General features: G+C 73.2%; 26 protein-coding genes. 12 read left to right on the forward strand and 14 right to left on the reverse strand.

The features are described from left to right. Nucleotides 1-23: 23 nt before the first annotated feature. Together VM636_RS29205 and VM636_RS29210 are read right to left on the reverse strand one after the other, a co-directional pair. Nucleotides 24-284 carry an antitoxin gene (locus VM636_RS29205; RefSeq protein ID WP_338486102.1) on the reverse strand — a complete coding sequence of 87 codons (261 nt, stop codon included), beginning with the start codon at nucleotides 282-284 and terminating at the stop codon, nucleotides 24-26. Between the two features lie 83 nt (nucleotides 285-367). Further along, on the reverse strand, nucleotides 368-715 hold the full coding sequence (locus tag VM636_RS29210) for a metalloregulator ArsR/SmtB family transcription factor (RefSeq protein ID WP_030419915.1): 348 nt from the start codon (nucleotides 713-715) through the stop codon (nucleotides 368-370). Between the two features lie 498 nt (nucleotides 716-1,213). Between VM636_RS29210 and VM636_RS29215 the strand changes: the two genes are divergently transcribed. Beyond that, the gene (locus VM636_RS29215) at nucleotides 1,214-2,524 is read left to right on the forward strand and encodes a GAF domain-containing SpoIIE family protein phosphatase (RefSeq protein ID WP_051821296.1); all 1,311 of its coding nucleotides are present in this window, start codon (nucleotides 1,214-1,216) and stop codon (nucleotides 2,522-2,524) included. A gap of 67 nt (nucleotides 2,525-2,591) precedes the next feature. Here VM636_RS29215 and VM636_RS29220 read toward each other — a convergent pair whose 3' ends face one another. The 3 genes from VM636_RS29220 to VM636_RS29230 form a co-directional block, all read right to left on the reverse strand. Next, nucleotides 2,592-3,008: an ATP-binding protein gene (locus VM636_RS29220; protein ID WP_030419913.1), complete on the reverse strand. Its 417-nt coding sequence runs from the start codon at nucleotides 3,006-3,008 to the stop codon at nucleotides 2,592-2,594. A gap of 70 nt (nucleotides 3,009-3,078) precedes the next feature. Then, nucleotides 3,079-4,800: a SulP family inorganic anion transporter gene (locus VM636_RS29225; RefSeq protein WP_051821295.1), complete on the reverse strand. Its 1,722-nt coding sequence runs from the start codon at nucleotides 4,798-4,800 to the stop codon at nucleotides 3,079-3,081. A gap of 44 nt (nucleotides 4,801-4,844) precedes the next feature. After that, nucleotides 4,845-5,180, reverse strand: a complete 336-nt coding sequence (locus VM636_RS29230; RefSeq protein ID WP_030419911.1) for a metalloregulator ArsR/SmtB family transcription factor — start codon at nucleotides 5,178-5,180, stop codon at nucleotides 4,845-4,847. A 176-nt stretch (nucleotides 5,181-5,356) separates the two neighbouring features. Here VM636_RS29230 and VM636_RS29235 point away from each other — a divergent pair, with 176 nt between their 5' ends. Then, the gene (locus VM636_RS29235) at nucleotides 5,357-5,623 is read left to right on the forward strand and encodes a hypothetical protein (protein WP_338486105.1); all 267 of its coding nucleotides are present in this window, start codon (nucleotides 5,357-5,359) and stop codon (nucleotides 5,621-5,623) included. Between the two features lie 216 nt (nucleotides 5,624-5,839). Next, nucleotides 5,840-6,907: a hypothetical protein gene (locus VM636_RS29240; RefSeq protein ID WP_338486484.1), complete on the forward strand. Its 1,068-nt coding sequence runs from the start codon at nucleotides 5,840-5,842 to the stop codon at nucleotides 6,905-6,907. A gap of 149 nt (nucleotides 6,908-7,056) precedes the next feature. Here the strand turns inward: VM636_RS29240 and VM636_RS29245 are convergent, their stop codons facing one another. Beyond that, entirely contained in the window at nucleotides 7,057-7,560 is a 504-nt protein-coding gene (locus tag VM636_RS29245; RefSeq protein ID WP_030419908.1) for a DapH/DapD/GlmU-related protein, read from the reverse strand. Nucleotides 7,561-7,682: 122 nt separating this feature from the next. On the opposite strand from VM636_RS29245, the gene VM636_RS29250 reads away from it, so the two are divergent. Beyond that, a complete protein-coding gene (locus VM636_RS29250) occupies nucleotides 7,683-8,612 on the forward strand; it encodes a LysR family transcriptional regulator (protein WP_338486108.1) in 930 nt (309 codons plus the stop codon). Between the two features lie 100 nt (nucleotides 8,613-8,712). Here VM636_RS29250 and VM636_RS29255 read toward each other — a convergent pair whose 3' ends face one another. Continuing rightward, nucleotides 8,713-9,768: a hypothetical protein gene (locus VM636_RS29255; RefSeq protein WP_030419906.1), complete on the reverse strand. Its 1,056-nt coding sequence runs from the start codon at nucleotides 9,766-9,768 to the stop codon at nucleotides 8,713-8,715. Nucleotides 9,769-9,917: 149 nt separating this feature from the next. Between VM636_RS29255 and VM636_RS29260 the strand changes: the two genes are divergently transcribed. Next, a complete protein-coding gene (locus VM636_RS29260) occupies nucleotides 9,918-10,574 on the forward strand; it encodes a TetR/AcrR family transcriptional regulator (RefSeq protein WP_030419905.1) in 657 nt (218 codons plus the stop codon). 106 nt (nucleotides 10,575-10,680) lie between these two features. Here VM636_RS29260 and VM636_RS29265 read toward each other — a convergent pair whose 3' ends face one another. Beyond that, complete coding sequence (locus VM636_RS29265) at nucleotides 10,681-11,406, reverse strand: ScbR family autoregulator-binding transcription factor (protein ID WP_051821288.1); 726 nt, start codon at nucleotides 11,404-11,406, stop codon at nucleotides 10,681-10,683. Nucleotides 11,407-11,943: 537 nt separating this feature from the next. Here VM636_RS29265 and VM636_RS29270 point away from each other — a divergent pair. Continuing rightward, nucleotides 11,944-12,696, forward strand: coding sequence for an HAD family phosphatase (locus VM636_RS29270; protein ID WP_030419903.1), 753 nt, complete (start codon nucleotides 11,944-11,946; stop codon nucleotides 12,694-12,696). Nucleotides 12,697-12,717: 21 nt separating this feature from the next. On the opposite strand, the gene dhaL is transcribed toward VM636_RS29270, so the two are convergent. Next, nucleotides 12,718-13,386 (reverse strand): dihydroxyacetone kinase subunit DhaL, encoded by a 669-nt coding sequence (gene dhaL / locus VM636_RS29275; RefSeq protein WP_030419902.1) that lies wholly within the window; start codon nucleotides 13,384-13,386, stop codon nucleotides 12,718-12,720. A 53-nt stretch (nucleotides 13,387-13,439) separates the two neighbouring features. Next, nucleotides 13,440-14,438 carry a dihydroxyacetone kinase subunit DhaK gene (locus tag VM636_RS29280; protein WP_030419901.1) on the reverse strand — a complete coding sequence of 333 codons (999 nt, stop codon included), beginning with the start codon at nucleotides 14,436-14,438 and terminating at the stop codon, nucleotides 13,440-13,442. A gap of 454 nt (nucleotides 14,439-14,892) precedes the next feature. Between VM636_RS29280 and VM636_RS29285 the strand changes: the two genes are divergently transcribed. Beyond that, on the forward strand, nucleotides 14,893-15,837 hold the full coding sequence (locus VM636_RS29285; protein ID WP_030419900.1) for a LysR family transcriptional regulator: 945 nt from the start codon (nucleotides 14,893-14,895) through the stop codon (nucleotides 15,835-15,837). A gap of 94 nt (nucleotides 15,838-15,931) precedes the next feature. On the opposite strand, the gene VM636_RS29290 is transcribed toward VM636_RS29285, so the two are convergent. From VM636_RS29290 to VM636_RS29300, 3 genes are all read right to left on the reverse strand, one after another. After that, nucleotides 15,932-17,203 (reverse strand): MFS transporter, encoded by a 1,272-nt coding sequence (locus tag VM636_RS29290; protein ID WP_037857988.1) that lies wholly within the window; start codon nucleotides 17,201-17,203, stop codon nucleotides 15,932-15,934. After that, nucleotides 17,200-17,820, reverse strand: a complete 621-nt coding sequence (locus tag VM636_RS29295; protein WP_051821287.1) for an isochorismatase family cysteine hydrolase — start codon at nucleotides 17,818-17,820, stop codon at nucleotides 17,200-17,202. The genes VM636_RS29290 and VM636_RS29295 overlap by 4 nt, the downstream gene beginning before the upstream one ends. Nucleotides 17,821-18,795: 975 nt before the next feature. Then, nucleotides 18,796-19,545, reverse strand: coding sequence for a class I SAM-dependent methyltransferase (locus tag VM636_RS29300; protein ID WP_338486114.1), 750 nt, complete (start codon nucleotides 19,543-19,545; stop codon nucleotides 18,796-18,798). A 231-nt stretch (nucleotides 19,546-19,776) separates the two neighbouring features. Between VM636_RS29300 and VM636_RS29305 the strand changes: the two genes are divergently transcribed. From VM636_RS29305 to VM636_RS29315, 3 genes are all read left to right on the forward strand, one after another. Continuing rightward, on the forward strand, nucleotides 19,777-20,118 hold the full coding sequence (locus VM636_RS29305; protein ID WP_030419896.1) for a hypothetical protein: 342 nt from the start codon (nucleotides 19,777-19,779) through the stop codon (nucleotides 20,116-20,118). After that, nucleotides 20,115-20,900, forward strand: coding sequence for a hypothetical protein (locus VM636_RS29310; protein ID WP_051821285.1), 786 nt, complete (start codon nucleotides 20,115-20,117; stop codon nucleotides 20,898-20,900). The genes VM636_RS29305 and VM636_RS29310 overlap by 4 nt, the downstream gene beginning before the upstream one ends. 141 nt (nucleotides 20,901-21,041) lie before the next feature. Further along, nucleotides 21,042-22,046, forward strand: a complete 1,005-nt coding sequence (locus VM636_RS29315) for a hypothetical protein (RefSeq protein ID WP_338486117.1) — start codon at nucleotides 21,042-21,044, stop codon at nucleotides 22,044-22,046. A 247-nt stretch (nucleotides 22,047-22,293) separates the two neighbouring features. Here VM636_RS29315 and VM636_RS29320 read toward each other — a convergent pair whose 3' ends face one another. Beyond that, nucleotides 22,294-23,277 (reverse strand): phosphotransferase, encoded by a 984-nt coding sequence (locus VM636_RS29320; RefSeq protein WP_338486119.1) that lies wholly within the window; start codon nucleotides 23,275-23,277, stop codon nucleotides 22,294-22,296. 573 nt (nucleotides 23,278-23,850) lie between these two features. Here VM636_RS29320 and VM636_RS29325 point away from each other — a divergent pair. Together VM636_RS29325 and VM636_RS29330 are read left to right on the forward strand one after the other, a co-directional pair. Next, on the forward strand, nucleotides 23,851-24,759 hold the full coding sequence (locus tag VM636_RS29325; RefSeq protein WP_030419892.1) for an SDR family NAD(P)-dependent oxidoreductase: 909 nt from the start codon (nucleotides 23,851-23,853) through the stop codon (nucleotides 24,757-24,759). After that, nucleotides 24,756-25,967 carry an acetyl-CoA C-acyltransferase gene (locus tag VM636_RS29330; RefSeq protein ID WP_338486122.1) on the forward strand — a complete coding sequence of 404 codons (1,212 nt, stop codon included), beginning with the start codon at nucleotides 24,756-24,758 and terminating at the stop codon, nucleotides 25,965-25,967. The genes VM636_RS29325 and VM636_RS29330 overlap by 4 nt, the downstream gene beginning before the upstream one ends. Nucleotides 25,968-25,992 lie beyond the last annotated feature (25 nt).

Below are 25,992 nucleotides of genomic sequence, written 5' to 3' on the forward strand. Positions count from 1 at the left end.
CGGCGCGACGGGGGAGCGGCCGGTCAGGACTTCTTCTCGTCCTTGCCGTCCTTGTCGCCCTTCTCGTCCTTGTCGCCCAGCTTCCCGACGAAGTCCTGCGCCTTGTCGACCGCCGTGTCGATCTTGTCGCTGTGCTTGCCGCGGGTCTTGCCGTCGACGAACTCGCCGACCTTCTCCAGTCCGTCCGAGATCTTGTCGCCGTGCGTGCCGGCGACCTCCTCGGCCTTCTCCTTCAGGTTCTTCAGGGCGTCCTTGTCCTTGAGGTTCTTCAGCGCGTCGAACATGCCGGCCTCGTGTCTCCTTCACTCAACTGCCTGGTGGAAGCACGATTTTACGGTGCGACGGTGCCCGGTATGCCCCGCAGCGGTCAGGACGGCGGTTTCGCCCCGGTGTCCGTGCGCAGGTCCGCCAGCAACTCGGCCTGCCCGGCCAGCACCCCGGACAGGATGGTGCGGGCCACCGCGAGCAGTTCGGCGATGTGCGGACTGGTCAGCGAGTAGTACACGGTCGAGCCCGCCTTGCGCGACACCACCAGGTTGGCCCGCCGCAACACCGCGAGCTGCTGCGACAGGTGCGCCGGCTCGATGCCCACCTCCGGCAGCATCTCCGCCACCGCGTACTCCCGCTCGCTCAGCAGCTCCAGGACCCGGATGCGCGCCGGATGACCGAGCGTCTTGAAGAACTCGGCCTTCAGCTTGTACAGCGGAGTGCTCATCGCCCTGCCGCCCTCCCGGCGCCCCCGCGGGTCCCCGACCGGCGGCTCCCGGCTTCCTGCATCCCACCGCTCCTCAGCACCTCGTCACCCGTCCCCGCGCCACCGCGGCTGCCCGCGCCCCGCCCGGGAGGGACCCGCGTCCCTCCGCCGCGACCTGCGCGGTTGCCGAGATTAGCAATTCCGGGTCCCTGACGGAGCCGCCCCCGGCACCGCCCGCACCGGGCCCCGGGCCGGTCCGGGAGGGGCTGCCCGGGGGAGCGGGGAGCCGCTGGGCCGTTCGGGTGCCCGCGGTGTCCGTCCGGCCAGTCGGCGGGCGGCGGGGCGGACCCGCGGTTCAGATGGCGGAGAGACCCGGACGCCGCGCCCTGACCACGGCGCCCGGCGGGGCACCCGGAAACGGACGGCGGAAGCGAGGCAGCGGTGACGGAGCGGGATGGACGGCAGCCGCCGGACGCGGACGACGGTCCCCACGGGGCGGGCGCGGACGACACGCCCTACATGTCGATGCTCGACCTGCCGCTCAGCTCCGACCTGGACCGCATCGGCGAGCAGATGCACGCCCTGGCCCGCGCCCAGAACACGCTCCAGGAACTCCTCAAGGCGGTCGTGGACATCACGGGCGACCTGGAGCTGGCCACGGTGCTGCGCCGCATCGTGCGCACCGCCATGGACCTGGTCGGAGCCCGCTACGGCGCACTCGGCGTCCTCGACGAGGAGGGCCGCTACCTCGCCGAGTTCATCCCGCTCGGCCTCACCGCCGCCGAACTGGGCGACCTCGGGGGCGTCGAACTCCCCCGGGGGCGGGGCCTGCTGGGACACCTGATCCGCCACCCCGAGCCGCTGCGCGTCGACGACATCGCCCGCCACCCGGAGTCCGCCGGTTTCCCGCCCGGCCACCCTCCCATGCACACCCTGCTCGGCATCGCCATCAGTGTCCGCGGCCGGATCTACGGCAACCTCTACCTCTCCGAACGGCGCGACGGCCGCCCCTTCGACCGGCACGACGAGGGCGTGATCCGCGCCCTCGCCGGCACCGCCGCGGTCGCCATCGACAACGCCCGCCTCTACCAGCGGGTCCGCAAGAGCGCCGAGCAGTTCCAGCGGGCGCTGCTGCCCCGCCTGCCCGACCTCACGCCCTTCGCCGCCGGGGCCGCCTACCGCCCGGCCAGCTTCCCCGCGGCCCTCGGCGGCGACTGGTACGACGCCATGCTGCTGCCCGGCGGAGCCTGCGCGGCCGTGATCGGCGACGTCGTCGGGCACGACCTCCAGGCCGCGGCGGACATGGCCCAGATCCGCAACATGCTGCGCGCCCTCTACTACGACTGGGGCCGGCCGCCCAGTTCCTCGCTCGCCCGCCTCGACCGGCTCATGCACGCCTGGGACGAGGCGCCCATCGCCACCGCCCTGCTCGCCCGGCTGGAACCGGCCGACGGCGCCTGGCACCTGCACTGGTCCAGCGCCGGGCACCCGCCGCCGCTGCTGGTGCTGCCCGACGGGCGGGCACGCTTCCTCGACACCGAGCCCGGCACGCCCCTCGGCGTCGCGACCGGGCTGCCCCGCCCCGACCAGCGCGAGGCGGTACCGGTGGACAGCACCGTCGTCCTCTACACCGACGGTCTGGTGGAGGTCCCCGGCCAGTCCCTGGACCGCGGCCTCGACGAACTGGCCGGCACGGCCGCGCGCCACGCGGGCCGCTCGCCGCAGGAGCTGTGCCGGGCGCTGTCGGAGAACGGGCCGAGCGACGGCCGCGACGACATGGCCGTCATCGCCCTGCGTACCCCGCCCCTGACGGGATACGGCCGCTCCTGACACGCGGCGCGCCCCGCCCCGGACGCGTGCGGACACCGTCCGGCCGCCCCCGGGCGGGGCCGCGCGGTCACAGCGGGAGCGAGACGCCGACGCTCTTGCCCCGGCCGTCGGCGTCGGGCCGTACGACCGCCGTGCCGCCCAGGCCGAGGACGAGTTCACGCACCGTCGCCAGGCCGCCCGAGGTCGCCTCCCGCAGCGGCGGGAGCCCGGGGTGCAGGTCGTGCACGGCGAACGCCAGCCGGCCGGGCCCCGCCCCGTAGCTGACCGTGACCTGGGAGGAGAGCGGGGCGGCGTGCCGGACGCTGTTGGCGACCAGTTCGCTGAGGACCAGCAGGGCCGGGCCCACCGCCGGGTGGTGCGCGTCCACGCCCCACTCGGCGAGCGCCAGTTCCGCCGTCTCCCGGGCCAGCCGCACCGCCCCCGGCCGGGTGGGCAGCGTGAGGTAGTGCCGGTGGGGGAGACCGAGGTCGAGCAGCGCGGTCATCGCGCCCCCGGCCGTGCGCCGCCCGGGTCGGCACACGGCCCCCGGCCCGCCGCCCACGGGGACGCCGCGCTCACCGCAGTCCCCCTTCCGCCGGTTCCTCCGCGACGCGGACCCCCTCCGCCCGCCCGGCGAAGAGCGGCCGCCCGTGCGCGCCGGCCGGCGCCGGCAGCACGCCCGCGCGTTCCAGGTGGGCCCGCGCGTCTCGGATCGCCTCCGGAGTCGTCGCGTACTCCCGGCCCAGCGGGCGCATCAGTTCCAGCGCGCCGACCGAGTCGAGCACCTGCCGCTGCCCGGGGCGGACCCCGGAGGCGAGGACGGTGATGCCGCGCCGGTTCAGTTTCTCCACCACGTCCTTCAGTACCAGCGCGCCGGTGGCGTCGATGGTCATCACCCGCGACATGCGCAGGATGACGACCTGGACGTCGGCGACCTCGGCCAGTTCCAGCAGGAAGCGGTGGGCCGCCGCGAAGAACAGCGGGCCGTCGATGCGGTAGGCCACGATGTGCTCGGCGAGCAGTGCGTGCTCCTCGTCGCCGTGGTCGCCGCGGTCCAGCGGCACCTGGTCCAGCCGGGCCTGCCGGGCGACCGCGCGCAGGGCCAGGGCGCCCGCCACCAGCAGGCCGATGATCACCGCGAGGACCAGGTCGAGCGCGAGGGTGGCCACGGCGGTCAGGACGAGGATCAGCGCGTCCGCGCGGGTGGCTCGTGCCATCGCCCGCAACGAGCCGACCTCGATCATGCGGACCGCGGTCGCCAGCAGCACGCCCGCGAGCGCGGCCAGCGGGATCCGCGAGACCAGCGGTGCCGCCGTGAAGACGATCACCGCGAGGACCGCGGCGTGCACGAGCGCGGCGAGCCGGGACCGCGCGCCGGTGCGGACGTTGACGGCGGTGCGGGCGATGGCGCCGGTGGCGGGCACGCCACCGAAGAGCGGGGCGGCGATGTTCGCCAGCCCCTGCCCGAACAGCTCCCGGTCGGGGTCGTGCTTCTGCCCGACGGTCATGCCGTCGGCGACGGACGCCGACAGCAGCGACTCCAGCGCGGCGAGCGCGGCCACCGCCACCGCCGGGGCCAGCAGCGAGCCGAGCGCGCCCACGTCCAGGAAGGACAGCGACGGCGCCGGCAGTCCGGACGGCAGGTCGCCGATGGGCCGGGCCGCGTCCAGGCCGGCGACCTGCGCCACGACCGTGGCCACGACGACCGCGATGATCGAGAAGGGCACCGTGGGGCGCAGCCGGGCTCCGATGAGCATGATCGCGGCGACGCCGACGGCGAACGCGACGGCCGTCCAGTTCGGGTGCGCGGCGAAGTCGGCGAGCGCGCGCCAGGCCACCACCAGCACCCGGTCGCCCTCCGGAGTGTCCACACCGAGGGCGTTGGGGATCTGCTGGAGGCCGATCACACAGGCGATGCCGAGCGTGAATCCCTCCACGACCGGCGCGGGCACGTAGCGCATGTACGCGCCGGCGCGCAGCAGGGCGGGTATCAGGAGCAGGACGCCGGCCATCAGACCGACCGTCAGCACCCCGGACGGCCCGTGCTGGGCCACGATCGGCACCAGGACGACCGTCATCGCGCCGGTCGGCCCGGACACCTGGAGGTTCGAGCCGCCGAACACGGCGGCGAGGGCGCCCGCGACCACGGCGGTCGCCAGCCCGGCCTCCGCGCCGAGCCCGGAGGAGACGCCGAAGCCGAGTGCGAGCGGCAGCGCGACGACGGCCACGGTGAGTCCGGCCAGCAGGTCCCGCCACGGGTCCCGGCGCATCTGCGTCAGATCGGTACGGCCCGGCATGAGTGCCGCCAGCCGGGACACGAGCGGACCGAGGAACACCCTGGTCACGCTGTGGCCTCCCCCTGGAGCTCGGCGAGCAGCGCGTGCTGCCCGGTGAGCACCTCGGTCAGGATGCGGCGCGCGGCGCCGAGCAGTTCGGCGACGTCCCCTCCGGCCAGGGCGTACACGACGGTCGCGCCGTCCCGCCGCGAGGTGACGATGCCGGAACGGCGCAGCACGGCCAGTTGCTGGGAGAGCGCGGACGGCTCCACCCCGGTCGCGCCGAGGAGGTCGCGTACCGGCATCGGCCCGGACTGCAACAGCTCCAGCACGCGTATGCGCAGGGGATGCCCCAGCATCCGGAAGAACTCGGCCTTGGCCTGGTACAGCGGAACCGACACGACACCTCGACTTCCCGAAGAGCGGGGCCCGCATCGGCTTGCGAGCCCCGGAAAGACAGCATCTAGTAAATTGCAGACTTTCGCAATTGCCTAGGTCACAGCATCACGGCGCGGGGTGCCGGCGGGCGGGAAGGGGGGCGGGCTTCAGGGGGGGGGGCGGCCCATCGTTCAGGCATATGTCGAACAGAAGTGCGGACGGGTCCGTCGGCACCACCGCCCCCGTCGGCACCACCGACGACGGTCGCGTGCGCCGCATCACGCTGCACCTGCCCGCCGACTACGTCCGGCGCCTCTTCGACGCCGAGCGGGGCGTCGGGCCCCTCGCCCCCAACGAGGTCGTCGCCGAAGGCATCCAGGAGCTCTGCTTCAAGGACAACGGCCGCCGCGCCGGGGGACTGGAGATCGAGTTCACCGACATCGACTACATCGACTTCTCCTTCTGACACGCACCACCGCCCCGCGGCCGGCCGGCTCACCCGTGAGCCGAAGCGCGATAGTCGCCACCAAAGCAGTGTGTGGTCACTGGTAACGCCGGACGAGGCGTGCTGCGTGATCGGATCAACGTTGTGATCGGCCTCGATCGCCTCGTTCGCATGGTTGCCCGGGGGTGCCGAATGGGCTGGCCTCTGCTGTCGGCAGCTGGTGACAAGATCACCGGCATGAGTTTCGTACGAACTACTCCGCCACGGCCTGTAGAGGTGACAGCGGTCTTCCCCGAGCTCGCGCCGCTGGCGCGCCCGGCGATACGGCTGCATCCGCGTCCGGGGTCGCCGTCGGTCAGTGACAGTTCGGTCGGCGGGCCGTTGCTGTGGCCGGCCGACGAGCCCTGGCCGCACTGCGAAGACGTCCACCTGCACGTGGACACCGGATTCCGCCGGTCGCCGACCGAAGTGCGGCTCCGCCGGATCTTGTCTTCCCGGTGGAGCCCTGACGGCCCGGCTCCCACGCTCACACCCGAGGAGGAGGCGCTCAAGGAGCACAATGCCGCGTGGCTCACCGAACGGCTCGAAGCCGGCCCTCCCGGCCCGGCGGAATGCCCGGTCCCGATGCTGCCCGTGGCTCAGCTGTTCCTGCGCGACGTACCCCTGTTGCGGCCGCCCGGGCAGGCCGACCTGCTCCAGATCCTCTGGTGCCCGTACGAACACGATCCGGACTACAAGCCGGCGACCGCACTGTTCTGGCGGTCGGCCGCAGAGGTCGGCGACGTCCTCGTCACACCACCGGAACCGTACGAGGCGGACTCTCCGGGCTACGTGCCGGAGCCGTGCCTGCTGGCCCCGGAAGCGATCACCGAGTACCCCAACAGCCTGGAGCTGAGCCCGGAGCTTCAGGCGATGCTGGCGGACTGGAACAGGTGGCAGGCAGGCGGCGCCGACGTGGACAGCTCCTACGCGGCGCATCCGTGCGACTTCTACTCCATCCATCTGGGCAACGCACCCGGCTGGAAGGTCGGCGGCTGGCCCCCGTGGGGTCGCACCGACCCGATCCCGCGGTACTGCGCCGTGTGCGAGGCACAGATGGTCCCGCTGCTGACGATCGCTTCCTTCGAGTGGGACGGCGACGAAGGCTGGGTACCGCGGGAAGACCAGGCCAACGCCGCTGGCTCCCATTACGCGGGCCAGGACCCCGCCCAGCCGACGGGGGTAGAGGTGGGCAGCACGGACAACATGCAGATCTACGTCTGCCCGACCTCCCCCGAGCATCCGCACACCGACTTGATCCAATGAGCTGTCCCAGCGCGCCGGTGACACCCCACCTGCTTCGCGCGCTGCTGGTGACAAGTAACGTGCTGACCCGGTGACAACCACCGTGCTTTGCTATCTGGATGCCGCAGGCCAGTGGCGGCCGACGGTGACAGCTATCGTGCTTCGGCTCCTCACCCGATCTTCTTGATCACCTTTGCCGGTACGCCCGCGACGACGGTCCGGGCGGGGACGTCGCGGGTCACCACCGCGCCGGCGGCGACCACGGCGTCGGCACCCACGGTCACTCCTTGCAGGACCACGGCGGACGCCCCGATCCAGACGTTGCGTTCGATCCGGATCGGGCCCGAGGTGATCCCGGTACGCCGCCGTGCCGGGTCCAGGGGGTGCCCCGAGGAGATCAGGCTGACACCCGGACCGAGCATCACGTCGTCCCCGATCTCGATGCCGCCGACGTCGTTGAAGCGGCAGCCCTGGTTCACGAAGACGTTGCGGCCCACCCGGATGTTCACCCCGTGGTCGGTGTAGACGGGCGGGATCAGGTGGAAGGTCGCGTCCACCGGCCGCCCGGTCAGCTCACTCCACCGCCTGTGGATCTCCTCCTGCCGGGCGTACGGGAGCGTGTTGATCCGCTCGGCCATGCCGATCGCCCGCCGCACCTTCTGCGCGAAGTCCATTCCAACCTCCCGGTGACAACCATCGTGTGATCGCCGGGAGTGAATCAACGCGCTGACGTCGCAGGCAAACAACGTTGTGGAGACCCCGCCACAACCATGGGTTGTGGCTTTAGGATCTCCGTATGGATGTCGAAGCGCTGCGGACGTTCGTGGCAGTGGCCGACGGCGGGCAATTCCAGGCGGCGGCCGACGAACTGGGCATCAGCCAGCAGGCGGTGTCCAAGCGGATCGCGTGCCTGGAGGGACACCTCGGAGTGCCCCTCCTGGTGCGGACCTCTCGCGGTTCCCGGCTGAGTCTGGACGGACAGGTCTTCCTCCCCCACGCCAGGAAGGTCCTGGCCGCCGTCGAACAGGCCGCGCAGGCCGTGCGACCGGGAAGCAGGCCCCTGCGGGTCGATGTCCTCAACCGGCGCATCGCCCCGGCCCAGGCCGTCTACCGGTTCTACCGCTCCCGTCCGGGGACCGGCCTCGACGCGGTCGCCATGGGCGAGGAGAACGCCTCCCAGGCGGCCCAGGCCGTGCTGAAAGGGTCGATCGACGCCTCCTTCCGGGCGCTTGCGGCGGACCGGGTCCCCGACGGAATCAGCACCGAACGGCTTCTGGACGCCCCCTTGCACCTCCTGGTCGGCCCCGCCCACCCGCTGGCGAACGCTCGCGCCATCAGGCCCGCCGGCCTCGCGGGGCACCGCGTCTGGGTCCCCGGGATCCGCGCCGGCACGGAGTGGTCGGAGTTCTACGCGGCGCTGTCCGGGGAGTTCGGGCTGAGCATCGACGCGCTCGGCCCGGACTTCGGCGACGAGGCCCTCATGGACACCCTCGCCGACTCGGCTTCCGTGGCCACCCTCGTCGGCGCCGGAGACCGGTACCTGTGGCCTGAGGCGCACGACCTGCGACGCATCCCCTTGCGCGACCCGACACCGGTGTACCCGCACACCCTGCTGTTCCGCACGGGCGACGAGCACCCGGTGCTGACCGCACTGCGCGACCACCTGCGCGCGACGGCGCCCGGGACACCCGGCGACGTGTGGGCGCCGCGGTGGGCGTGCGCCTGACCGGAGTCGGGTACGGCCCCCCATGGCCGGACGGCCTCCGTGGCGCGGCGGTTCGGCGCCCCGCTGCCGGTGACGACCGGCTCCCGGAGGGCGGCCGGCCTCATCCCGCCGCGGCCGGGCCGGAACCCGTCCGGATCCGGCCGCGGCCGTACTGCGCGAGCGTGTGGAAGGCGGCTTTGGGCTCCCAGGGCAGGCTCGGGTAGGCGGTGCCGCCACGGCCGCCGTCGAGGACCTTGACCACGCCGAAGGACGCCTTGTCGAAGTCGCGCTCGTCGTCGGCCGCGTGCGGGAGGTCGTAGCGGGCGAAGGTGTTGACGAAGGCCGCGTCGACGGCGGACTCGTCGAGGACGCCGATGAGTTCCCGCAGGTAGTCGGCTTGTTCCTGCTCGTCACGGGTCACGGGGCGGGTGAACCGCACCGGACGGGCGCGGTCGTCCCACGCGATGACGGCGTCCCCCCGGCCACCGGCGTCGGCGGCCCCGAGGTAGGTGGTGCAGCCGAACTCGGTGACGGCGGCCGGCTTGCCGTGCGCGGTCAGTGCCCGCAGGCCGTCGGCGAGCCGGCCGGCGGTCCGCGCGTCGCGGTAGCCGGCGTCGGTGGCGACGATGTCGAACGGTGCCCAGTCGACGCCCTCGAACGGGAGCGAGGCGTACCCGACGCGTCCGCCGAACCGGGCGCGCACCGCGGCGACCGCGGTGCCCAGGAAGGCGTTGACCCGGGCGGGGAGGCCGGGCAGCGCCGCCCGCAGCCGCTGCGGGTCGGCGAGGACGGCGGCGCGTTCCGCGAACGTGTCGCCGGGGAGCATGCCGACGGTGAAGAGGGAGATCTCCGAGCCGGTGAGGAAGACGACCTCGGCGCCCGCACGCCGCAGCCGCTCGGCGCGTTCGGCGCTGTCGGTGAGGAAGTCGAGGAGTTCTGCGGTGGTGAGGCCGTTGGTGAACGGCGAGTACCAGACCTCCAGTCGGGCTTCGGCCGCGTGGCGCGCGGCCGTCTCGAGCCGGTCGAGGTCACCGCCCGTGACCCGCACGGCGTCACAGCCCAGCTCGTCGCGGATGATCTGCATTTCGCGGCGGACGACGGCGGGGTCGAAGGGTTCGCGGGTCGTGGTTCCCGCGGTGGTGAAACCGGTGTCGTACGTGATGCCGAAGATGCGCACGGCGGATGCCCTCCTCGCAATATACGGTACGTCCCGTACCGTAAGGGATGCTCAACGTACCGTGGAGGTGCCTGGAATGAGACGCGTGGGACGTCGAAGAGTACGGTGCGTACCGTAGTTCACGTACGTGCGGCGAAAGGGGAAGGGCGGTGGCGCACACCGGGAGGGAACGGCGGCGGACCCGGGCCACGCGGCGACGCGGGGCCGAGCTGGAGGAGGCCATCCTGCGAGCGGCCGCCGAGGTGCTGAAGGAGTCCGGCGTCCCGGGCCTGACGATGGACGAGGTGGCCCGGCGGGCCGGGACGAACAAGAACGCGCTGTACCGGCGCTGGCCCCACCGCGTCGCGCTCGGCGTGGCGGCGTACCGACGGCTGGCCGCGGCCGAGACCGTGCCGCCGGACACCGGCTCGCTGCGCGGCGACACCCTGGAGATGCTGCGGCGCGCCAACAGCACGTGGTCCTCGCCGTACGGGGAGATCCTGCGCGGCCTGATCGCGGCGGCCGGCAGCACCCCGGAACTCCTGGCCGAACTGCGCGACCCGGCGGCGAAGAGCGCCCACGAGGCGGCCTGGCTGACCCTGCTCGGCCGGGCGGTCGCCCGCGGAGACGTCGCGCCCGAGGCGCTGCACCCGCGGGTGGCGCAGGTGCCCATGGCGCTGCTGCGGGACGAGTACGTGATGCTCGGGGCCCCCACCGTGCCCGACGCCGTCCTCGCCGAGATCGTCGACGAGGTCTTCCTGCCCCTGGTCCGCGGCCGGGGCTCCCGCGGCGGCGCGCCGGCGCTACGGGGCCCGCGACCGTCGTGAGCGCGCGGGGGCGAGACGACCGCGGGACCGGATCACCGCCCGGCGCGGGTGGGGCGAGGCGGCTTCCGGGTGGCGCTGCCCCAAGGTGCCCCGTGTCGGGCACGGCTCACGGCAGGCCCTGGATGTTGGTGCGCTGGTGGCCGACGTTCCGTGTGCCCGGGGGTCTGCGGTTGCGGGGGCCGGCGGCGTCGGCCGGGCGGGAGCGGACCACCTGGTGCGGGGTGCCGGCCGGGGCCCGCTGGCCCGCGCGCGGGTCGCTCTGGAGCGACGGCAGGGTCAGGTGCCACCAGTCGCAGAGCCGTTCGGCGAGACGGTGCGGGCCCTCCAGGGACTCGGTGAGGGTGCAGAAGCCGAAGAAGGCGCGGACCAGCGTGCGCGCCGCGGCCGAGGGGCGGACGTGGGAGGCGAGTTGGCCGGTGGCCCGCGCCTGCGCCAGGAGGCGGGTGACGGCCGCGGTCCACACGACGAACGGGTCCGGCAGCGGGGCGTTGATGCTGTCGCGCTCGGCCCACAGGCGGGCGCCCGCCCGGGTGAGGGGGTCCTCGGCGAGGGCCTGGGCGATCTCGTAGCTGAGGGCGACGAGCCGTTCGAGCGGTGGCACGGCGTGGTCCGTGTACCGGTCGGTGAGGCCGGGCCAGGTGGCGAAGCCGTCCTGGACCACGGCGCGTGCGATGCCCTCCTTGCTGGCGTAGTGGAAGTAGACGGAGCCGCTGGTCCGGCCGGACCGGGCGCTTATGTCGTTGACGCTGGTGCCCGCGTACCCCTGTTCGGCGAAGAGGCAGGCCGCCGCTTCCAGGAGTGATCTGCGGGTTGCTCTGGCCCGTGCCTGCACCGTCCGTCCGCCTTCGTTCGGCTCTGATGTGACGACGGAAATGTAGTGCGCCCGCGTACGCCGGGAGCGATAAGTACCCCCGCCCGCGCGGTAATTACGCATTTCTTTCGAATATGAACGCGTGCGGGTGGCCATTGGCCCCTTCCGGCGCCCTTCTTGCCTGTCGTCCGTCGGATTCACGTCACGCCGGAACCCGCGAGGTGTGCCCGGCGAATATGCCTCAACTTGCCGCCCGCAGGACTGAGGTGACGTCCCATCAGTAACGGGGGGCCCGGTGGCCGCCGGCCACCCCCATACACCCCGCGCCGTCGGCGGTCGAGCACTCTAAGTAGTGATTGCCTCACGCTGCGCAGCGGAAATAACGTAGCCATTGCAATGTTTTCCATTTGCGGCTTAAAGCCCGAAATGTAGGCGGTTCTGCCGAGCGGGCGCCGGCGAGGACGGTGACGGTCCTGGCGTGTCCGGCACGAGAAGCCGCACCACCCCGAACCGCGGTCCCGCCACGGGCGCGACCGCCCGTTCTTCCAGGAGGCCACCGTGTCCACAACGGCACACCCCCTTCTCGACTGGTCACCCGAGGCCGTCGTCTTCGACTGCGACGGCACCCTGATGGACAGCGAGCGCCACTGGCAGGACGCGCGCAACCGGGCGTTCCGTCAGTTCGGCCTCCAGCCCCCGCAGGGCTTCGCGCACCGGGCCAAGGGCGTCCACTACGCCGACTGCGGGCGGATGATGGCCGAGGAGACGCACAAGCCCGACCTGGCGCCCGAGCTGACGGAGGCGCTGCTGCGCCACTTCCTCGCGCTCGTCGCCGAGGAGCCGCTGACCATGCCGGGCGCGGTCGAGTTCGTCCGGACCCTCTCCGGCCGGGTACCGCTCGCCGTGGCGAGCAACTGCCCCCTGGAAGTGGTCGAGGAGAGCCTCGGCCGGGCCGGACTGCGCCGCCACTTCCTGCACGTCGTCGTCCCCTCCGAGGACCCCGGCACCCCGGACGGCACCGCCGCCCGGCCCGACGGCACCGCCGGCGCACCCGTCGTACGCCCCAAACCGTGGCCGGACGTCTACGCGACGGCGGCCCGGCTCTGCGGGGTGCCCCCCGAGGCCGCCCTCGCCGTCGAGGACTCCCTCACCGGCGTCGAATCGGCACGGCGGGCCGGGCTGCGGGTGCTCGGGGTCGGCCCGCTCACGGACCGGGCGGACGCCGAACAGGCCGACCTGTGGGTGAGCGCGCTGCACTCCGAGCAGATCCTGACATGGGCCCGCGACCGGGTGCCGCCTCCGGCGCCGTAGCGTCGCGGGCTCCCGTGTCCGCTAGCCGGAGCGGTCGCCGTCGAGGTGGGGGCCGAGGTCCCGCACGACGTCGGCGGCGGAGGCGAAGAGCAGCGCGACACCGACCGCGCCGGGGTCCGGGATGCCCTCGGCGCGTTCCCCGAGGTAGCTGGAACGGCCCATGCTCGCCCGCAGCCGGGCGGTCGCGCGCACCCCCTGCCACGCCGCGCGGGCCGCATCGGCCAGGGCCTGCTCGGGCCGGGAGGAACCGGAGGCCGAGTGGAGTGCCTCGGCGGCCGGGGTGAGGGCGTCCACCAGCGTCTTGTCACCCGGGGCGGCGTCGCCGACGCGCCGTATGGCGGCGAGTCCGTCGGCGACGCCCTCCGCGAGGGACGCCGCGGTGGCGCCGGAGGGCGCCACGGTGGCGGCCAGCGACTGGAGGAGCAGCCCGAACAGGGGGCCGCTGGTGCCGCCGACCTCGTCGAGGAAGGCCGCCGCGGCGGCGTCCAGGGCGGCGGCGTCGTCCGGTCGGGTGAGGGCGTCCAGGCGGGCGAGGGCCGCCGAGGTGCCGAGGGCGAGGTTGGTGCCGAAGTCGCCGTCGCCGACCCGCTGGTCGAGGGAGGTGAGCTGGGGCTCGGTGGCACGGGCGGAGTCGGCGAAGCGGCGTATCCACAGTTCGCCGGAGAAGACGGCGGGAAGCGTGCTGGTCATGAGGGGGCTCCCGAAGGTCGGTGGCCGGGGCCGGCGAGCGGTCGCGGGCGGGTTCACCAGCGCAGCGCGGCGGTGTGCACGGGCGCGTCGTAGAAGGGGAGGTCCGAGGGGTCGGCGACGAGCAGGGTGAGGGAGAAGCCGCGCATGTCCAAGGCGGTCACGTAGTCGCCGACCAGGGTGCGGGCGGGGGAGAGGCCGTGCCGGCCGAGCACCCGGGCGAACTCGCGGTGGATGGCGTACAGCTCCAGGGGCGTCACCGCCCCGAGCCCGTTCACGAGGGTCAGCAGGGTGCTCCCCGGCTCCGGGGCGAGCGCGGTGATCAGCTCCTCCGACATGCGGTCGATCAGCGCGTCGAGGGGGCCCTGGCGGGCGGTGGCGCTGGCGCGTTCGCCGTGGATGCCGACGCCGTACTCGATCTCGTCGGCGTCGAGGTGGAAGGCGGGTTCGCCCAGGGTCGGCGCGGTATGGGCGGCGGAGGCCACGGCCAGGGTGCGGCAGCGGGCGGAGAGGCGGTCGCCCAGTTCCTGCAGTTCGGCCAGGCCCAGCCCGTCGTCGGCGGCGGCGCCGAGCAGTTTCTCGATCAGGACGGTGCCGCCCGTGCCGCGCCGGCCGGACGCGATGCCGTCCGCGTCCGAGGCCAGGTCGTCGTTGATCAGGACGCGGGCACAGGGGATGTCACAGCGGGCCAGGCGTTCGGCCGCTATGCCGAAGTTGATGCGGTCGCCGGTGTAGTTCTTCACGATGTGCAGCACGCCCTCGGGCCGGGCCGCGGCCAGCGACCCCTCGTAGACCTGGCGGTTGTGCGGCGAGGCGAACACCCGACCGGGACAGGCCGCGTCGAGCATGCCGCGCCCCACGTAGCCGGCGTGCATGGGCTCGTGCCCGGCTCCGCCTCCGGAGACCAGCGCGACCCGCCGGGAGGGGGCCGTGTGGCGGGCGAGGAGGAAGCCGTGCTGCGGATCGAACGTGATCAGGTCGTCATGGACCAGAGCGAAGCCCTCAAGGGCGTCGGACACGAGTGCGTCACTGCTGTTCTCGAAGTACCGGGCCATTCGGGTCCTCCGTCGTCGAGGGCCGCGAGCGGGCGAGTCGGTCGCTGCCGGCCGTCTCCCGCCGGAATGAAGTCCATGCTGCGGCCACACCCGGGAGGCGGCAAGTCACGGACGGCCGCCCACGGTGGTGCGCCGTGCGCACAACGGAGCCACCCCGGGGCGTACGCGCGCCCTTCCGCTCCCCCATTCGTCGAACGTCCGTGCGGTATATGGGGGGCGCCGCCCCTCCCCTCGCCCGTCTGCCCGAGCGCGGCAGGAGGAGCGCGGCACGTGGGACGCGCCCCTCGCGCTCCCGCGCGCCGCCCGATGCGCGGAAAGCGCCACCGGTCCCGGCCCGGCCCTCCGTCACGGTGCGCGCAGCACGCGAAACCGTGACCTGAGGCTGGTCACAAGGGCCCCGCGAGGCAGTAGGGTCCCTTTCAGCCAAGCCGAACATGACCGAAGCGGGGCATTCGTGGACCTTGAGGCCCTTCACTCCTTCCTCGCGGTGGCCAAGCACCGGAGCATCTCCAAGGCCGCCGCCGGCCTCTACGTCACCCAGCCGACGATGAGCCAACGGCTGCGCCGACTGGAGGAGAGCCTCGGCTTCGCGCTGTTCGAACGCGGCTGGACCGGGGTGGTGCTCACCCCCCAGGGGTCCTACTTCCTGCCCTACGCCGCCACGCTCATCCGCGACCTGTCGAACGCCTCCGCCGTCCTCGGCACCAAGGACCCGGCCCGGCCCCGCAGCTTCGACGAGGTCGCCGGACACCCGCACAAGGTCATGTTCGGCGTGGACAACTGGCTGTCGGAACGCTCCGTGCGGGCCGTGGTGAGCAGCGCCCTCGGCTCCTACGGCGCCGACGAGTTCCGGGTCACGAGCCGGCCCGCCACCACCCTCATCGACCTGCTGGAACTCAACCAGCTCGACGCCGGGCTGTTCTACTCCACGGAGTCCGGCCACCCGTTCCACACCGAGGTCGTCGGCACCGAGGACATGGCGCTGGTCCACCCGCCGGGCACCGTCCTGGAGGAGCACAGCGCCCCCGCCCTGACCGAACTGCTCTCCCGCTACCGGTTCGTCCTCTTCGACAACCCGGTGCTCACCCACCACGCCCGCATCACCACGACGCTGATCGAGACCTACGAGATCTCCCGCTTCCACGTGGTGGACGACTACCGCACGATGCACGCCCTCATCCGGCTGGGCGAGTGCATCTCCGTCGTGCCGACCGGCGTGGTCCTCGCCGACCGGGAGCGCTGCGGCACCGACCTGCCCGCCACACCGCTGCCCGGACTCCTGCCGGAGATCAACGTCACCGTCGGCGTCAGCGACGCGGGGCGCGACCACGGAGTGAGCGAGGAGTTCGCCGCGTCGGTCGCCCGGTTCCTGGACGCCGAAGCGCCCGGAGCCGGATGACCCCGCGCTCTCACGCGGGGCGTCCGGTCCGGGCGCGGGGCCCCCGGGGGAAAGGGGCCTGGGGACGGGGGTACGGGGCGGAGCTTTGGGCCGGTCAGGCGCCGGCGGGCGCCTTGGCGGCGGGGTCGGCCGCCTCGGTGAGGCCGGCCTTCTTCGGTGCCGTCTCCTGGAGGAAGGACGCGGCGACCACACAGAGCACCAGCCCGCCCAGCGCCAGGTAGAGGACGGTCTCGATGCCGTGGTTCTGCGCCAGGTAACCGGCGACGGACGGGGCCACACCGCCGCCGAAGATCTCCGCGACGCCCATGACGGTGCCGGCGGCGGCGCCCATCAGCCCGGCGGGCACGGACTCCACGGTGACGGTGCCGGCGAGCAGGGCCAGGCAGCCGTTGGCGCCGAAGGCGATGAAGAACAGCAGCAGGAACAGCAGCGGCACCACCGGGCCCTGGAAGATGAAGCCGATCAGCATCGCCATCGCCATCAGCAGCGCGGCGACCACCACGGGCTTGCGGCCGAACCGGTCGGAGAGCCCGGGGATCACGAGCTGGCCGGCGAAGGCGCCGAAACCGATGCCGGAGGCGATGACGCCCATTTGGGTGGTGCCGATGCCCTGGTGGTCGACGAGATAGCTCGGCACCATGGCGCTGAGCACGAAGATGCAGGTCATCGCGCCGCACAGGGCCAGGATCGCCAGCCGGATGTTGCGGTAGCGGAAGACGTCCAGCCAGCGGGGCTTCTCGCCGGGGGCGGCGGCGACGACCGCGGACTCGAAGGCGGGGAGCTGGTGCGGCTCACGGATGGTCCGGAAGACGAACCAGGCCAGCACCAGTCCGGGCAGCAGCATGATGCCGAAGACCCAGTGCCAGCTCGGCAGGATGCGCAGGAGCTGGGTGGCGATGATGGGGCCCAGGCCGACGCCGAACAGGGCGAAGGTGCTCTGCTGGATGCCCATGTTCAGCCCGCGCCGCCGCGGAGGCGACGCCTCCGCCGTGGCCGCCACCGCCGTCGGGGAGAACGCGCCCTCGGTGACGCCCATGATGACGCGCACCATCAGGAGGCTGAAGAGTCCGCCGACCAGTCCGGTCAGCAGCGAACAGACCGAGAAGAACACGATCGACGCGACCAGGATCTTGCGCCGTCCCAGCCGGTCGGAGAGACCGCCCATGAGAAGGGAAGAAGCGCCCCAGGCGAGACCGAGAACACCGATGATGTTCCCCAGGTCCTGATAGTCCAGCCCGAGTTCCTTCATCATCGACGGGAAGAGCGGACTGATGATCCAGCGGTCCAGACCTACGAGACCGAAACCGAGGGACAGCAGCAGTACCGCGGAACGCTCATAGCGGACGTCGTACTCTTTCGTCGTCATGCCGCTCTTCCTTCCGTGCTTTCCCGGATCTCCGCGACCAGCTCCCGGGTCTGGAGAACCCGGCCGAAGAAGGTGCCGATGTTCTCCTCCGTGGCCTTCTGCGCGGCCTCACTGCGCGCACCGGTGGCGTCCGCGACGAACGCCACCTTGAAATCGCGCATGTACGCGCTGCGCGCCGTCGAATCGCAGCAGACCTCGGTGAGGGTGCCGATGATGATGACCGTGTCCACCTGTCGCAGGCCCGAGATGCTGTTCAGCACGGTCTCGAGCGGCGTGTTGTGGAAGAAGTCGTAGCGGTGCTTCGGGATGACGACGTCCTCGGGTTCCGGCGCGAGGTCGTCGACGATCTCCACTCCGGGCGTACCGCTGCGCATTCCCGCGGTGAGCAGCGCCGGGTTGTAGGTGGATTCCAGCGGCGACACGTTGAACGTGTCGAGAAGGACGTGCCGGCTGTAGACGACCGGAATTCCGGCCGCCCGGCACTCGGAGATGACCTCCTGCATCTGCGGTATCCGCCGGCGTGCCATCGGCACCTCCATCGGGTACCCCTCCAGAACGAAATCGTTCTGCATGTCGATCACGAGCAGTGCCGTATTCTTCGGATTCACGCGCCACATCGCGTTCAACGGGTGGACTCCTCTTGCGCTGCGAAATGCGGAAGGCCCGGATCTCGGCCCCGGTTGAGTGAGCCCTGAGCCTAACCGCGAAGCGCGTTCCCCCAGTCATAGGAATTCTTTATACCGTCCGGAGGCCCGGGGACGACCACACGCGGGCACCCGCCCGGCACGGCGGCGGAGCCGGCGCGCGGCCGGGTGGAAAGAGGGCGAGAGAGGGGGGAGGGGGAGAGGGAGGGGCAGAGGGGAGGGGAGGGGCAGAGGGGGGCCGGAGTCCCGTCGGGCGGTGCCGGTGCGCCGCAGCGTGGCCGCACAGCGGTGCGGGGCCACGAGGGATTCCAACTCCCCGGCGGCCGACGGGACTCGGAGCGTCTCCGGAGAGCCTTGAGAAGACCGAGGGGGATCGCGCAGGCGATGTCCGGACGCTCCTGGGCCCCTCGCGGAACGGGCAGTCGTGCGGCAGCCTGCGGACCGCGCCCGCCGCGGAGCCGGACACCGGGTGCGGAGGGCCCGCCCGGCCCGGTGGCGGAGGGGGCGTCGCCCCGGCCGACCCGTCCGGCTGGGCGGTGAAGCCCGTGCCCTCCAGCGTCGCCACCAGCGGGCGTTCTCCCTCCTCGGCGCCGAGCCGTACGGAGGGGGCGGTTGCCTCGGGCAGGCAGAGGCTCCGCACCCGGCCGTTCCCGCGGCGGGGCGCGTGAAAAGGGGTCAGGAGGTCACCGGCACAGGGTGACCGGGTGCCGTGCGCCGTCCGCGGGGGCTGCGCGGAGGCGCCACGTCGCCCGACGACCGGGGCGCGGGTGCGGGGGCGCGGGGGCGCGGGGCGTGGTGACCGGGCCACGCCACCCCGGCCGACGGCGGCGTGGAGGACCGCCCGGCCGCGGCCGGGGACGGGGGGTCCGACGCCGGGTGGGCCGTGCGCGCGGCCCGGGGCGCCACCCGGCGAGAGCGCGGAACCCCCGCCGGGCCGGGCCCGCCCGCTCAGTCGGCGACGCGCAACAGGAAGTGCAGGTACGTGGCGCCCTCGGCGGCCGGCTCGCCGTCCGGCCCGGTCACCGCGCTCACGGCGAGGCCGGCCCGTGCGGCCAGTTCCCCGAAGACCTCGCTCGGGTACCAGTGGAGCAGCCACGGGCGTTCCAGCACGTCGGCTTCGGTACCGTTCCGGCGCTCGTAGCGCAAGACCGACGTCTGGGTGCGGGCGGTCTCGTCGCGCTCCTCGGCGATCACGGAGACCCGGATCTCGGTGCCGTCGGGCGCGGTGGCGGTCCGCGGCCGGCCCAGCCGGTCGGGCGGCGTCGGCTCCGGGACGTCCAGCGGGACCAGGGCGGTGCCGTCCTGCGTGAGGTGGGCGCGGATGCGGCGCAGCGCGGCCAGCGCCGTGGCGTCGTCGGGAAGCAGGGTGAAGGTGGGCCCCGCGAGGAACACCGTCCGGTACCGGCGCGGCAGGTCCAGGGCCTCCATCCGCTGGTGGAAGACGGTGACGGGGACACCCGCGGCCTCCGCGCGGCGCCGCAGCCGTTCCAGCATGTCGGCGGAGGAGTCGACACCGTCGACGTCCAGCCCGCGCCGGCGCAACTCCACCAGGGGATCACCGTCCCCGCATCCCAGCTCCAGCGCCGGTCCGCCGTACCGCTCGACGAACTCTGCGTAGGGATCCGGGGATTCGGAGGACCCCTTCAGCGGCCTGTACAGGTCCGCGACCATGCCCGTGTAAAAGTCTGCCGGTTTCACACCGGCACCCTAGGCACGTGCACGGCACCGGGGCATCCGAATAACGGTGGCTCGCGGCGCCGGGGCCGGCTGCCGTGTTCCGGCAGTTCCGGCCGGTCACCGGTGCCGGAGACACGCCTGTCCCCGGCCACCGCCCGTGTGGCTCAATGGCACCGGCGCATGCGCGGGCGTATACGCGCGGCCGGAGCGAAGGGCGGGCGCATGGACCGGGGGCGGACCGAGGACAGGGGCGTGCCCTTGCGGGAGGCCGCCGTGGTGCTCGCGGGCTGCTGGGCCGTCTGCGCGCTGACGTATGGCGTGCTGCGGGCCGTCGACGAGCCGGCGCTGCCCGTCACCGCGCCCGTCGTGTTCCTGCTGGGCTGGTGGTTCGTCAACCGCCACCGCCGCTGGGTGCCGGGAGCGGCGGCGTTCCTGCTGGGCAGCCCCGTCCTGTTCCTCCTCGTCGACGTCCTGCGGCGGCACCTCGACCGGCCGGACGCCGACGCCCTGGCCACGGCGGCGGGCACACTCGTCGCGCTGGCCGTGTTCACCGCCGCCTCCCGCGTCCGCCCAGGCCGGAGACGGACGACGTGAGCAGGTCGCGGGCCCGTGCCTCCGCCTCGACACGCGCGGCCCGACGCGCCCGGCAGGTACGCCGCCGCGCCTGGTGGCACCGCGCCTGGGGCACGGTGGCCGCACTCCTCGGCGCGGCGGCCCTCGTGGCGGCGGCCGCGTCGGCGGCCCTCGTCCCCGGTCTGCTCGACGACGTACGCGCCTTCGAGAACGCCCGGCCCTGCCCGACGACCACCCCCGCGCCCGCCGACTGCCTCCGCCGGTTCCCGGCGACCGTCCGGGGCACCGTCATCCACGACGGGGGCAGGAACCAGCAGTACTCTCTGCTGCTCCGCGGCGGCGGCGCCGTCCCCGCCGAACTCGACATGTACGGTGCCGATCCCCTGTTGAGCGGCTTGCGGGAGGGGGACCGGGTGACGCTCACGGTCTGGCGGGACTACACCGTCGCGGTCACCCGTGACGGCGTCACCCAGGAATCCGCCGACACCCCCGTCGGCGAACCCGAGTTCACCACGGCCCTGGCCTGCGCGATGACGGCCGCCGGGGTCTACGGCGCGTACGCCGGGACCGTCGCCGTCCGCCATGCCCGCCGCCATGCCCGGCAAGGACTGCCCGCCGAGCTGGTCCCGCTGGGCGCACAGGCGTTCTGGGCCGGCCTCGCCGCCCTCCCGGCCCTCTTCGTGGGGGATTTCACCGGCCCGGCCGGCGTCGTCGTGACCTGGCTCCTGCTCCTGCCACTGATCCGCCTGGCCGCCCTGCGCCTCCACTGGGGACGGGGCAGCCGACGCCGCCGGCGCGTCTGAGTCACCGTCGTTCCCCGCGGGCGCGCGGGGCCGCCGGGCGACGGCCAACGGCCGCCCCCGGTGAGCCGGGTGGCCGTGGCGCGGACGGCCCCTCCATGATCGAATCTGTGCTCGAAGCCGCACCCACCATGGAGGGCTCACGTGACCCCAGTGTCGTACCTGGATCTGCACCGGCGCATGGCCGCGGGCATCGAGGCGGAGACGGACAAGGCCCTCGGCCTGCTCGGCCCGTCGGCGCCCGCCGTCCGCACGGCCGTCTCGGCGCTCCTCGCGGACCGCACCTTCGCCTACCCCCTGTCCGTCCTGCCGTTGCTCGTGCACGCCGCGGAGACCGGCGAACCCGAACCGGCCCTGCCCCTGGCCGTCGTCCACGAACTGTGGTGGACCGCCGCCTGCTGCCTCGACGACCTCGCCGACTCCCAGGGCACCTATACCGCGGGCGGCCTGGACGACAGCGAGGCGCTCCTCGCCACCGTCATCGCCGGAACGCCCCTGCCGCTGCTGGTCGTCGGCTCGGACTCCGTCCCGGAAGCCTTACGCGGCACCCTCGCCACCGAGATCGTCCGCTGCTGGGTCGACGCGACCGAAGGCCAGTTGAGGGACCTCGCCGGACAGGCCGAGGGCGCCGGCCGCGCCTCCGTCACCGAGGTCTACCTGGGCAAGTCCGGTGCGCCCTTCGGCATGGTCACCGCCATGGCCGCGACGCTGGCGGGGGCGGACGCGCCCCGGGTACGGCGTTGGCGCCGCTTCGGCGAGGTGTTCGGCATCCTGTGGCAGCTCTTCAACGACCAGGACGACATCCTCACCGGCCGCCACGAGGACCTCCGCAACGGCACCGTCACCTACCTCCTCGCCTGCGCTCTCGACGAGGGCGCCGCCCCCGTCCCGCCCGGCCGGATCACGGCACTGCACGCCGCCGCCCGGGACGACGCCGACGCACGCGCGGAACTCGCCGGCATCCTCCTCCACGCGGAGGTGCTGCGGCGCTTCGAGGCCGGCGTCGACGGCTTCCGGGATCAGGCCCGGCTGCTGTTGGACGAACTCGGCGGCCACGAAGAGTACGTGGCCGTCCTGCGCGACCTGGTGGACCGCGCGTCCCAGGTACCGCTGCGTCCGGCGGCCCGGTCGGAGACGGTCTCGACGTAGGGAGTCGACGGGGGTCTCGCCGGGAGGGCGAAGGGCGGAGGGGGGAGGCGGCGTCGGCGGAGAGGGCCGAAGGCGGGGAGCCTTGCGGGCGCCTGTGCCGGGGCGGGGGGCGGGGGGCTGGGGGCCGGGTCGGTGCCGGGCGCGGGGCCCGAGGGGGGCTGGGGAGGGGATGGGCGGGGGCGCTCGTTTGGCGACCGCGGCCCGGGCCGGCCGACCCGCATCACCCCGCGCCCCCGCGTCCTGCGCCTCACCCGTACCGGTCGAACAGGCCGTGGAGGTACCCCTCCAGGCGCCCGGCGAGGAGGTCCGGGGTCAGGTCGTGCCGGCCCGTCTCCCGCCAGGGCGTGCCGACTTTGTCCGCGTCGGGTGCGAAGGCGAGCGCGTCCAGCATCCGCCAGTAGAGGTGGGCTGCCGGGTCGTCGGCGAGGACTCCGCCGGCGTCGGTGTAGTGACCGGCGAAGTCCAGCCCCGCGGGTACCCCGTACAGCAGGGCGAGCGCGGTGGAGCAGTGCGCCACGTCGAGGTCGGCGGGCCCCCACGAGGTCTCCACCCAGTCCACGACCCCGGAGACGGCCAGGTCGTCCCCCTCCCCGGTGAACAGGACGTTGCCCGGGTGGAAGTCCCGGTGCAGGAGGCGGGGCCGGTGGTCCGGGGGAGGGCGCCGGATCGTCCGTACGGCACGCTCCCACACCTCGGGCCGGCCGGTCCCCGCCGGCACGCGCACCCGGTCCGCCGCGGTCCACGCCTCGTAGACCCGGGGCCGGTCCTCCTCCGGGACGGGCAGCGCGTGGATCTCGGCCAGTTGCCGGGCGAGGAGCCGTGTCGTCCGCTCGGCGTCCCCGGGGCGCAGCCGGAGCCGTCCGGGCAGGTGCGACATGAGCAGCGAGGGGTGGTCGCAGTGCCGGGCCCTCGCGTCGACGCGGTGCAGCCGGGCGGCGGGCACGGGCGTGTCCGCGAGGAGCCGGAGGACGTCCGCCTCCCGGTGCAGCAGCCCCGGCGCGTGGCGTACGAAGAACGGGGTGACGAAGGAACGGAGCACCATGGCGTACGACTCCCCGGGGCCCTCGATGTCGAGGCGGCGCATCCGTGAGGTCCAGCCGCCGCGCAGGGGGGTGACGGCGCCGATGCGTTCACCGGGGGCGAGTGCGCTCTCCACCCATCTGCGGGTGCGGTGCCAGGCCGGGGTCTCGGTGTCGGCCTCGGCTGAGGTCGTGCGGTGCCCCTGAGACATGAGGCTGAGCGTAGTGGTCGCGGGGAGGGGCGGGGGTGGTGGGCGCGAAACAGCCTGCTGCTCCTGCCGGGAGGTGAATCGAGTTCACAAGGCGGCCGGCGGGTGACCTTCGTGTCGGGCCGCGCGCACCGCTGACGCCCCTTGAACGTGCCGCTCATACGCGGTGGCTGTGAACGCCGCTCACAAAGAGGGTGTGAACGCCGCTCGCAAGGGGGGCTGTGAACGCCGGTCATGCCCGCCACGCCGTGAACGCGGACTGCGCTGTGAACCCGCCGCACCCGGGGTGGCCGTGTGAACCGCCCCTCTTGTGAACGCGCCCCACGCCAGTTCACAGGCCCGACCCCCGCACCCCTGTGAACTCCCCGCGGGCGCCGCCGCCCCGCCGCTCAGTTGAACCCCGCGCATTCGGTGAACCCCGTGAACCTCACCTCCACGGCGCTCCCTGTGAACCCCGCACTCCTGTGAACACCTCGTCAACCCGCCGCCCGCCCCCACCACACTCCGCGAAATTGACTGTTGACACCCCATTCACGCCACGGTCATCATGATACTCCGTAGTATGACAGGAGCGAGATGAACTTCGAAGGACAGGTCGCGGTGGTGACCGGCGCGGGCGGCGGTCTGGGACGGGCACACGCAATCGCCCTCGCCGAGCGCGGCGTCAAGGTCGTCGTCAACGACATGGGCACACCCACCGGAGCCTCCGCCGGACAGAGCCCCGCGGCCGGCGTCGCGGCGGAGATCCTGGCCGCCGGCGGCGAGGCGTTCGCCTACCTCTGCGACGTCACGGACGCCGAGGCGGTCGCGGGCATGATCGCCGAGACCGTCGCGCGCTGGGGCCGCGTCGACATCCTCATCAACAACGCCGGCATCCTGCGGGACAAGTCCTTCGCCAAGATGGACCTGGAGCAGGTCCGGCAGGTCCTGGACGTGCACCTGATGGGCTCCGTCCACTGCGCCAAGGCGGTCTGGCCGCACATGGTGGAGCGGGGGTACGGCCGGATCCTCATGACCACGTCCGCCTCGGGGATCTACGGCAACTTCGGCCAGGCCAACTACGGCGCGGCCAAGTCCGGCCTGGTCGGCCTGATGAACGTCCTCGCCATCGAGGGTGAGCGCAAGGGCATCCGGGTCAACGCGCTCGCCCCGACCGCCGCGACCCAGATGACGGAGGGACTCATCGACGAGCACATCCTCGGCATGCTCACCCCCGAGTCGATCGCGCCGGGCGCCCTCTTCCTCGTCAGCGAGGAGGCCCCGACCAAGACCCTCCTCGCCGCCGGCGCGGGCGTCTTCGCCGTGGCCCAGATGAAGGAGTCCGCGGGCGTCTTCCTCCGCGAGGACGACCGTTCCCCCGAGGTCATCGCCGAACGATGGGCCGAGATCAGCGACATGAGCGCCCCGGTGGTCACCGGCTCGGCGTTCGACCAGACCAAGCGGTACGCGGCCATCGCCGGGACCGAGCTGGGAGCCGTGCCGTGAGGCAAGCCGTCATCGTCTCCACCGCCCGTACGCCGATCGGCAAGGCGTACCGGGGCGCGTTCGCCGACACCTCCGGCCAGCACCTGGCCGCCCACGCGATCACCGGCTCGCTGCGCCGCGCCGGCGTCGAGGGTCACGAGGTGGAGGACGTCGTCCTCGGCTGTGCCATGCAGGAGGGCACCACCGGGATGAACGTCGCCCGGCAGGGCGCCCTGCGCGCCGGGCTGCCCGCCTCGGTCGCCGGGATGACCCTCGACCGGCAGTGCGCCTCGGGCCTGATGGCGATCGCCACCGCCGCGAAGCAGATCGTCCTCGACGGCATGGACATCGTGATCGGCGGCGGCGTCGAATCGATCTCCCTCGTCCAGAACGAGCACCGCAACGGACACCGCGCCACGGACCCCTGGCTGGCCCGCGAGAAGCCCGCCGTCTACGCGACCATGCTGGAGACCGCGGAGATCGTCGCCGAACGGTACGGCGTCGGCCGCGACGAACAGGACGAGTTCGCCCTGCTCTCCCAGGAGCGCACCGCCGCCGCCCAGCGGGCGGGCCGCTTCGACGAGGAGATCGTCGCCTTCACCGGCCGGCGCGCCGTCCCGGCCGGACCCGACACCGATCCCGCCGCCGAGCCGGTCACCGAGGAGTTCACCCTCGACCGGGACGAGGGCAACCGCCCCTTCACCACCCTCGGTGCCCTCGCCGGGCTCCGCCCCGTCCTGCCCGACGGGAAGGTGACCGCCACCTCCACCGTCACCGCCGGAAACGCCTCCCAGCTCTCCGACGGCGCCTCCGCCGCCGTCCTCATGGAGGCCCGCGAGGCCGAGAGGCGCGGACTGACCCCGCTCGGCGCCTACCGCGGCATCGCCGTCGCCGGCTGCGAACCGGACGAGATGGGCATCGGTCCCGTCCACGCCGTCCCCCGGCTCCTGGACCGCCACGGACTGACCGTCGACGACATCGGCCTGTGGGAACTGAACGAGGCGTTCGCCTCCCAGGCCGTACACTGCCGCGACCGCCTGGGCATCGACCCGGCCAGACTCAACGTCAACGGGGGAGCCATCGCCATGGGCCACCCCTACGGCATGAGCGGAGCGCGCCTCGTCGGCCACGCCCTGCTCGAGGGAGGCCGGCGCGGCGCCCGGTTCGCCGTCGTCACCATGTGCGTCGGCGGGGGCATGGGCGCCGCCGGACTCTTCGAGATCTTCTGACCGGACGGGCACACCGCCCTCCGCC

It is taken from the genome of Streptomyces sp. SCSIO 75703, from assembly GCF_036607905.1.
Taxonomy (GTDB): domain Bacteria; phylum Actinomycetota; class Actinomycetes; order Streptomycetales; family Streptomycetaceae; genus Streptomyces.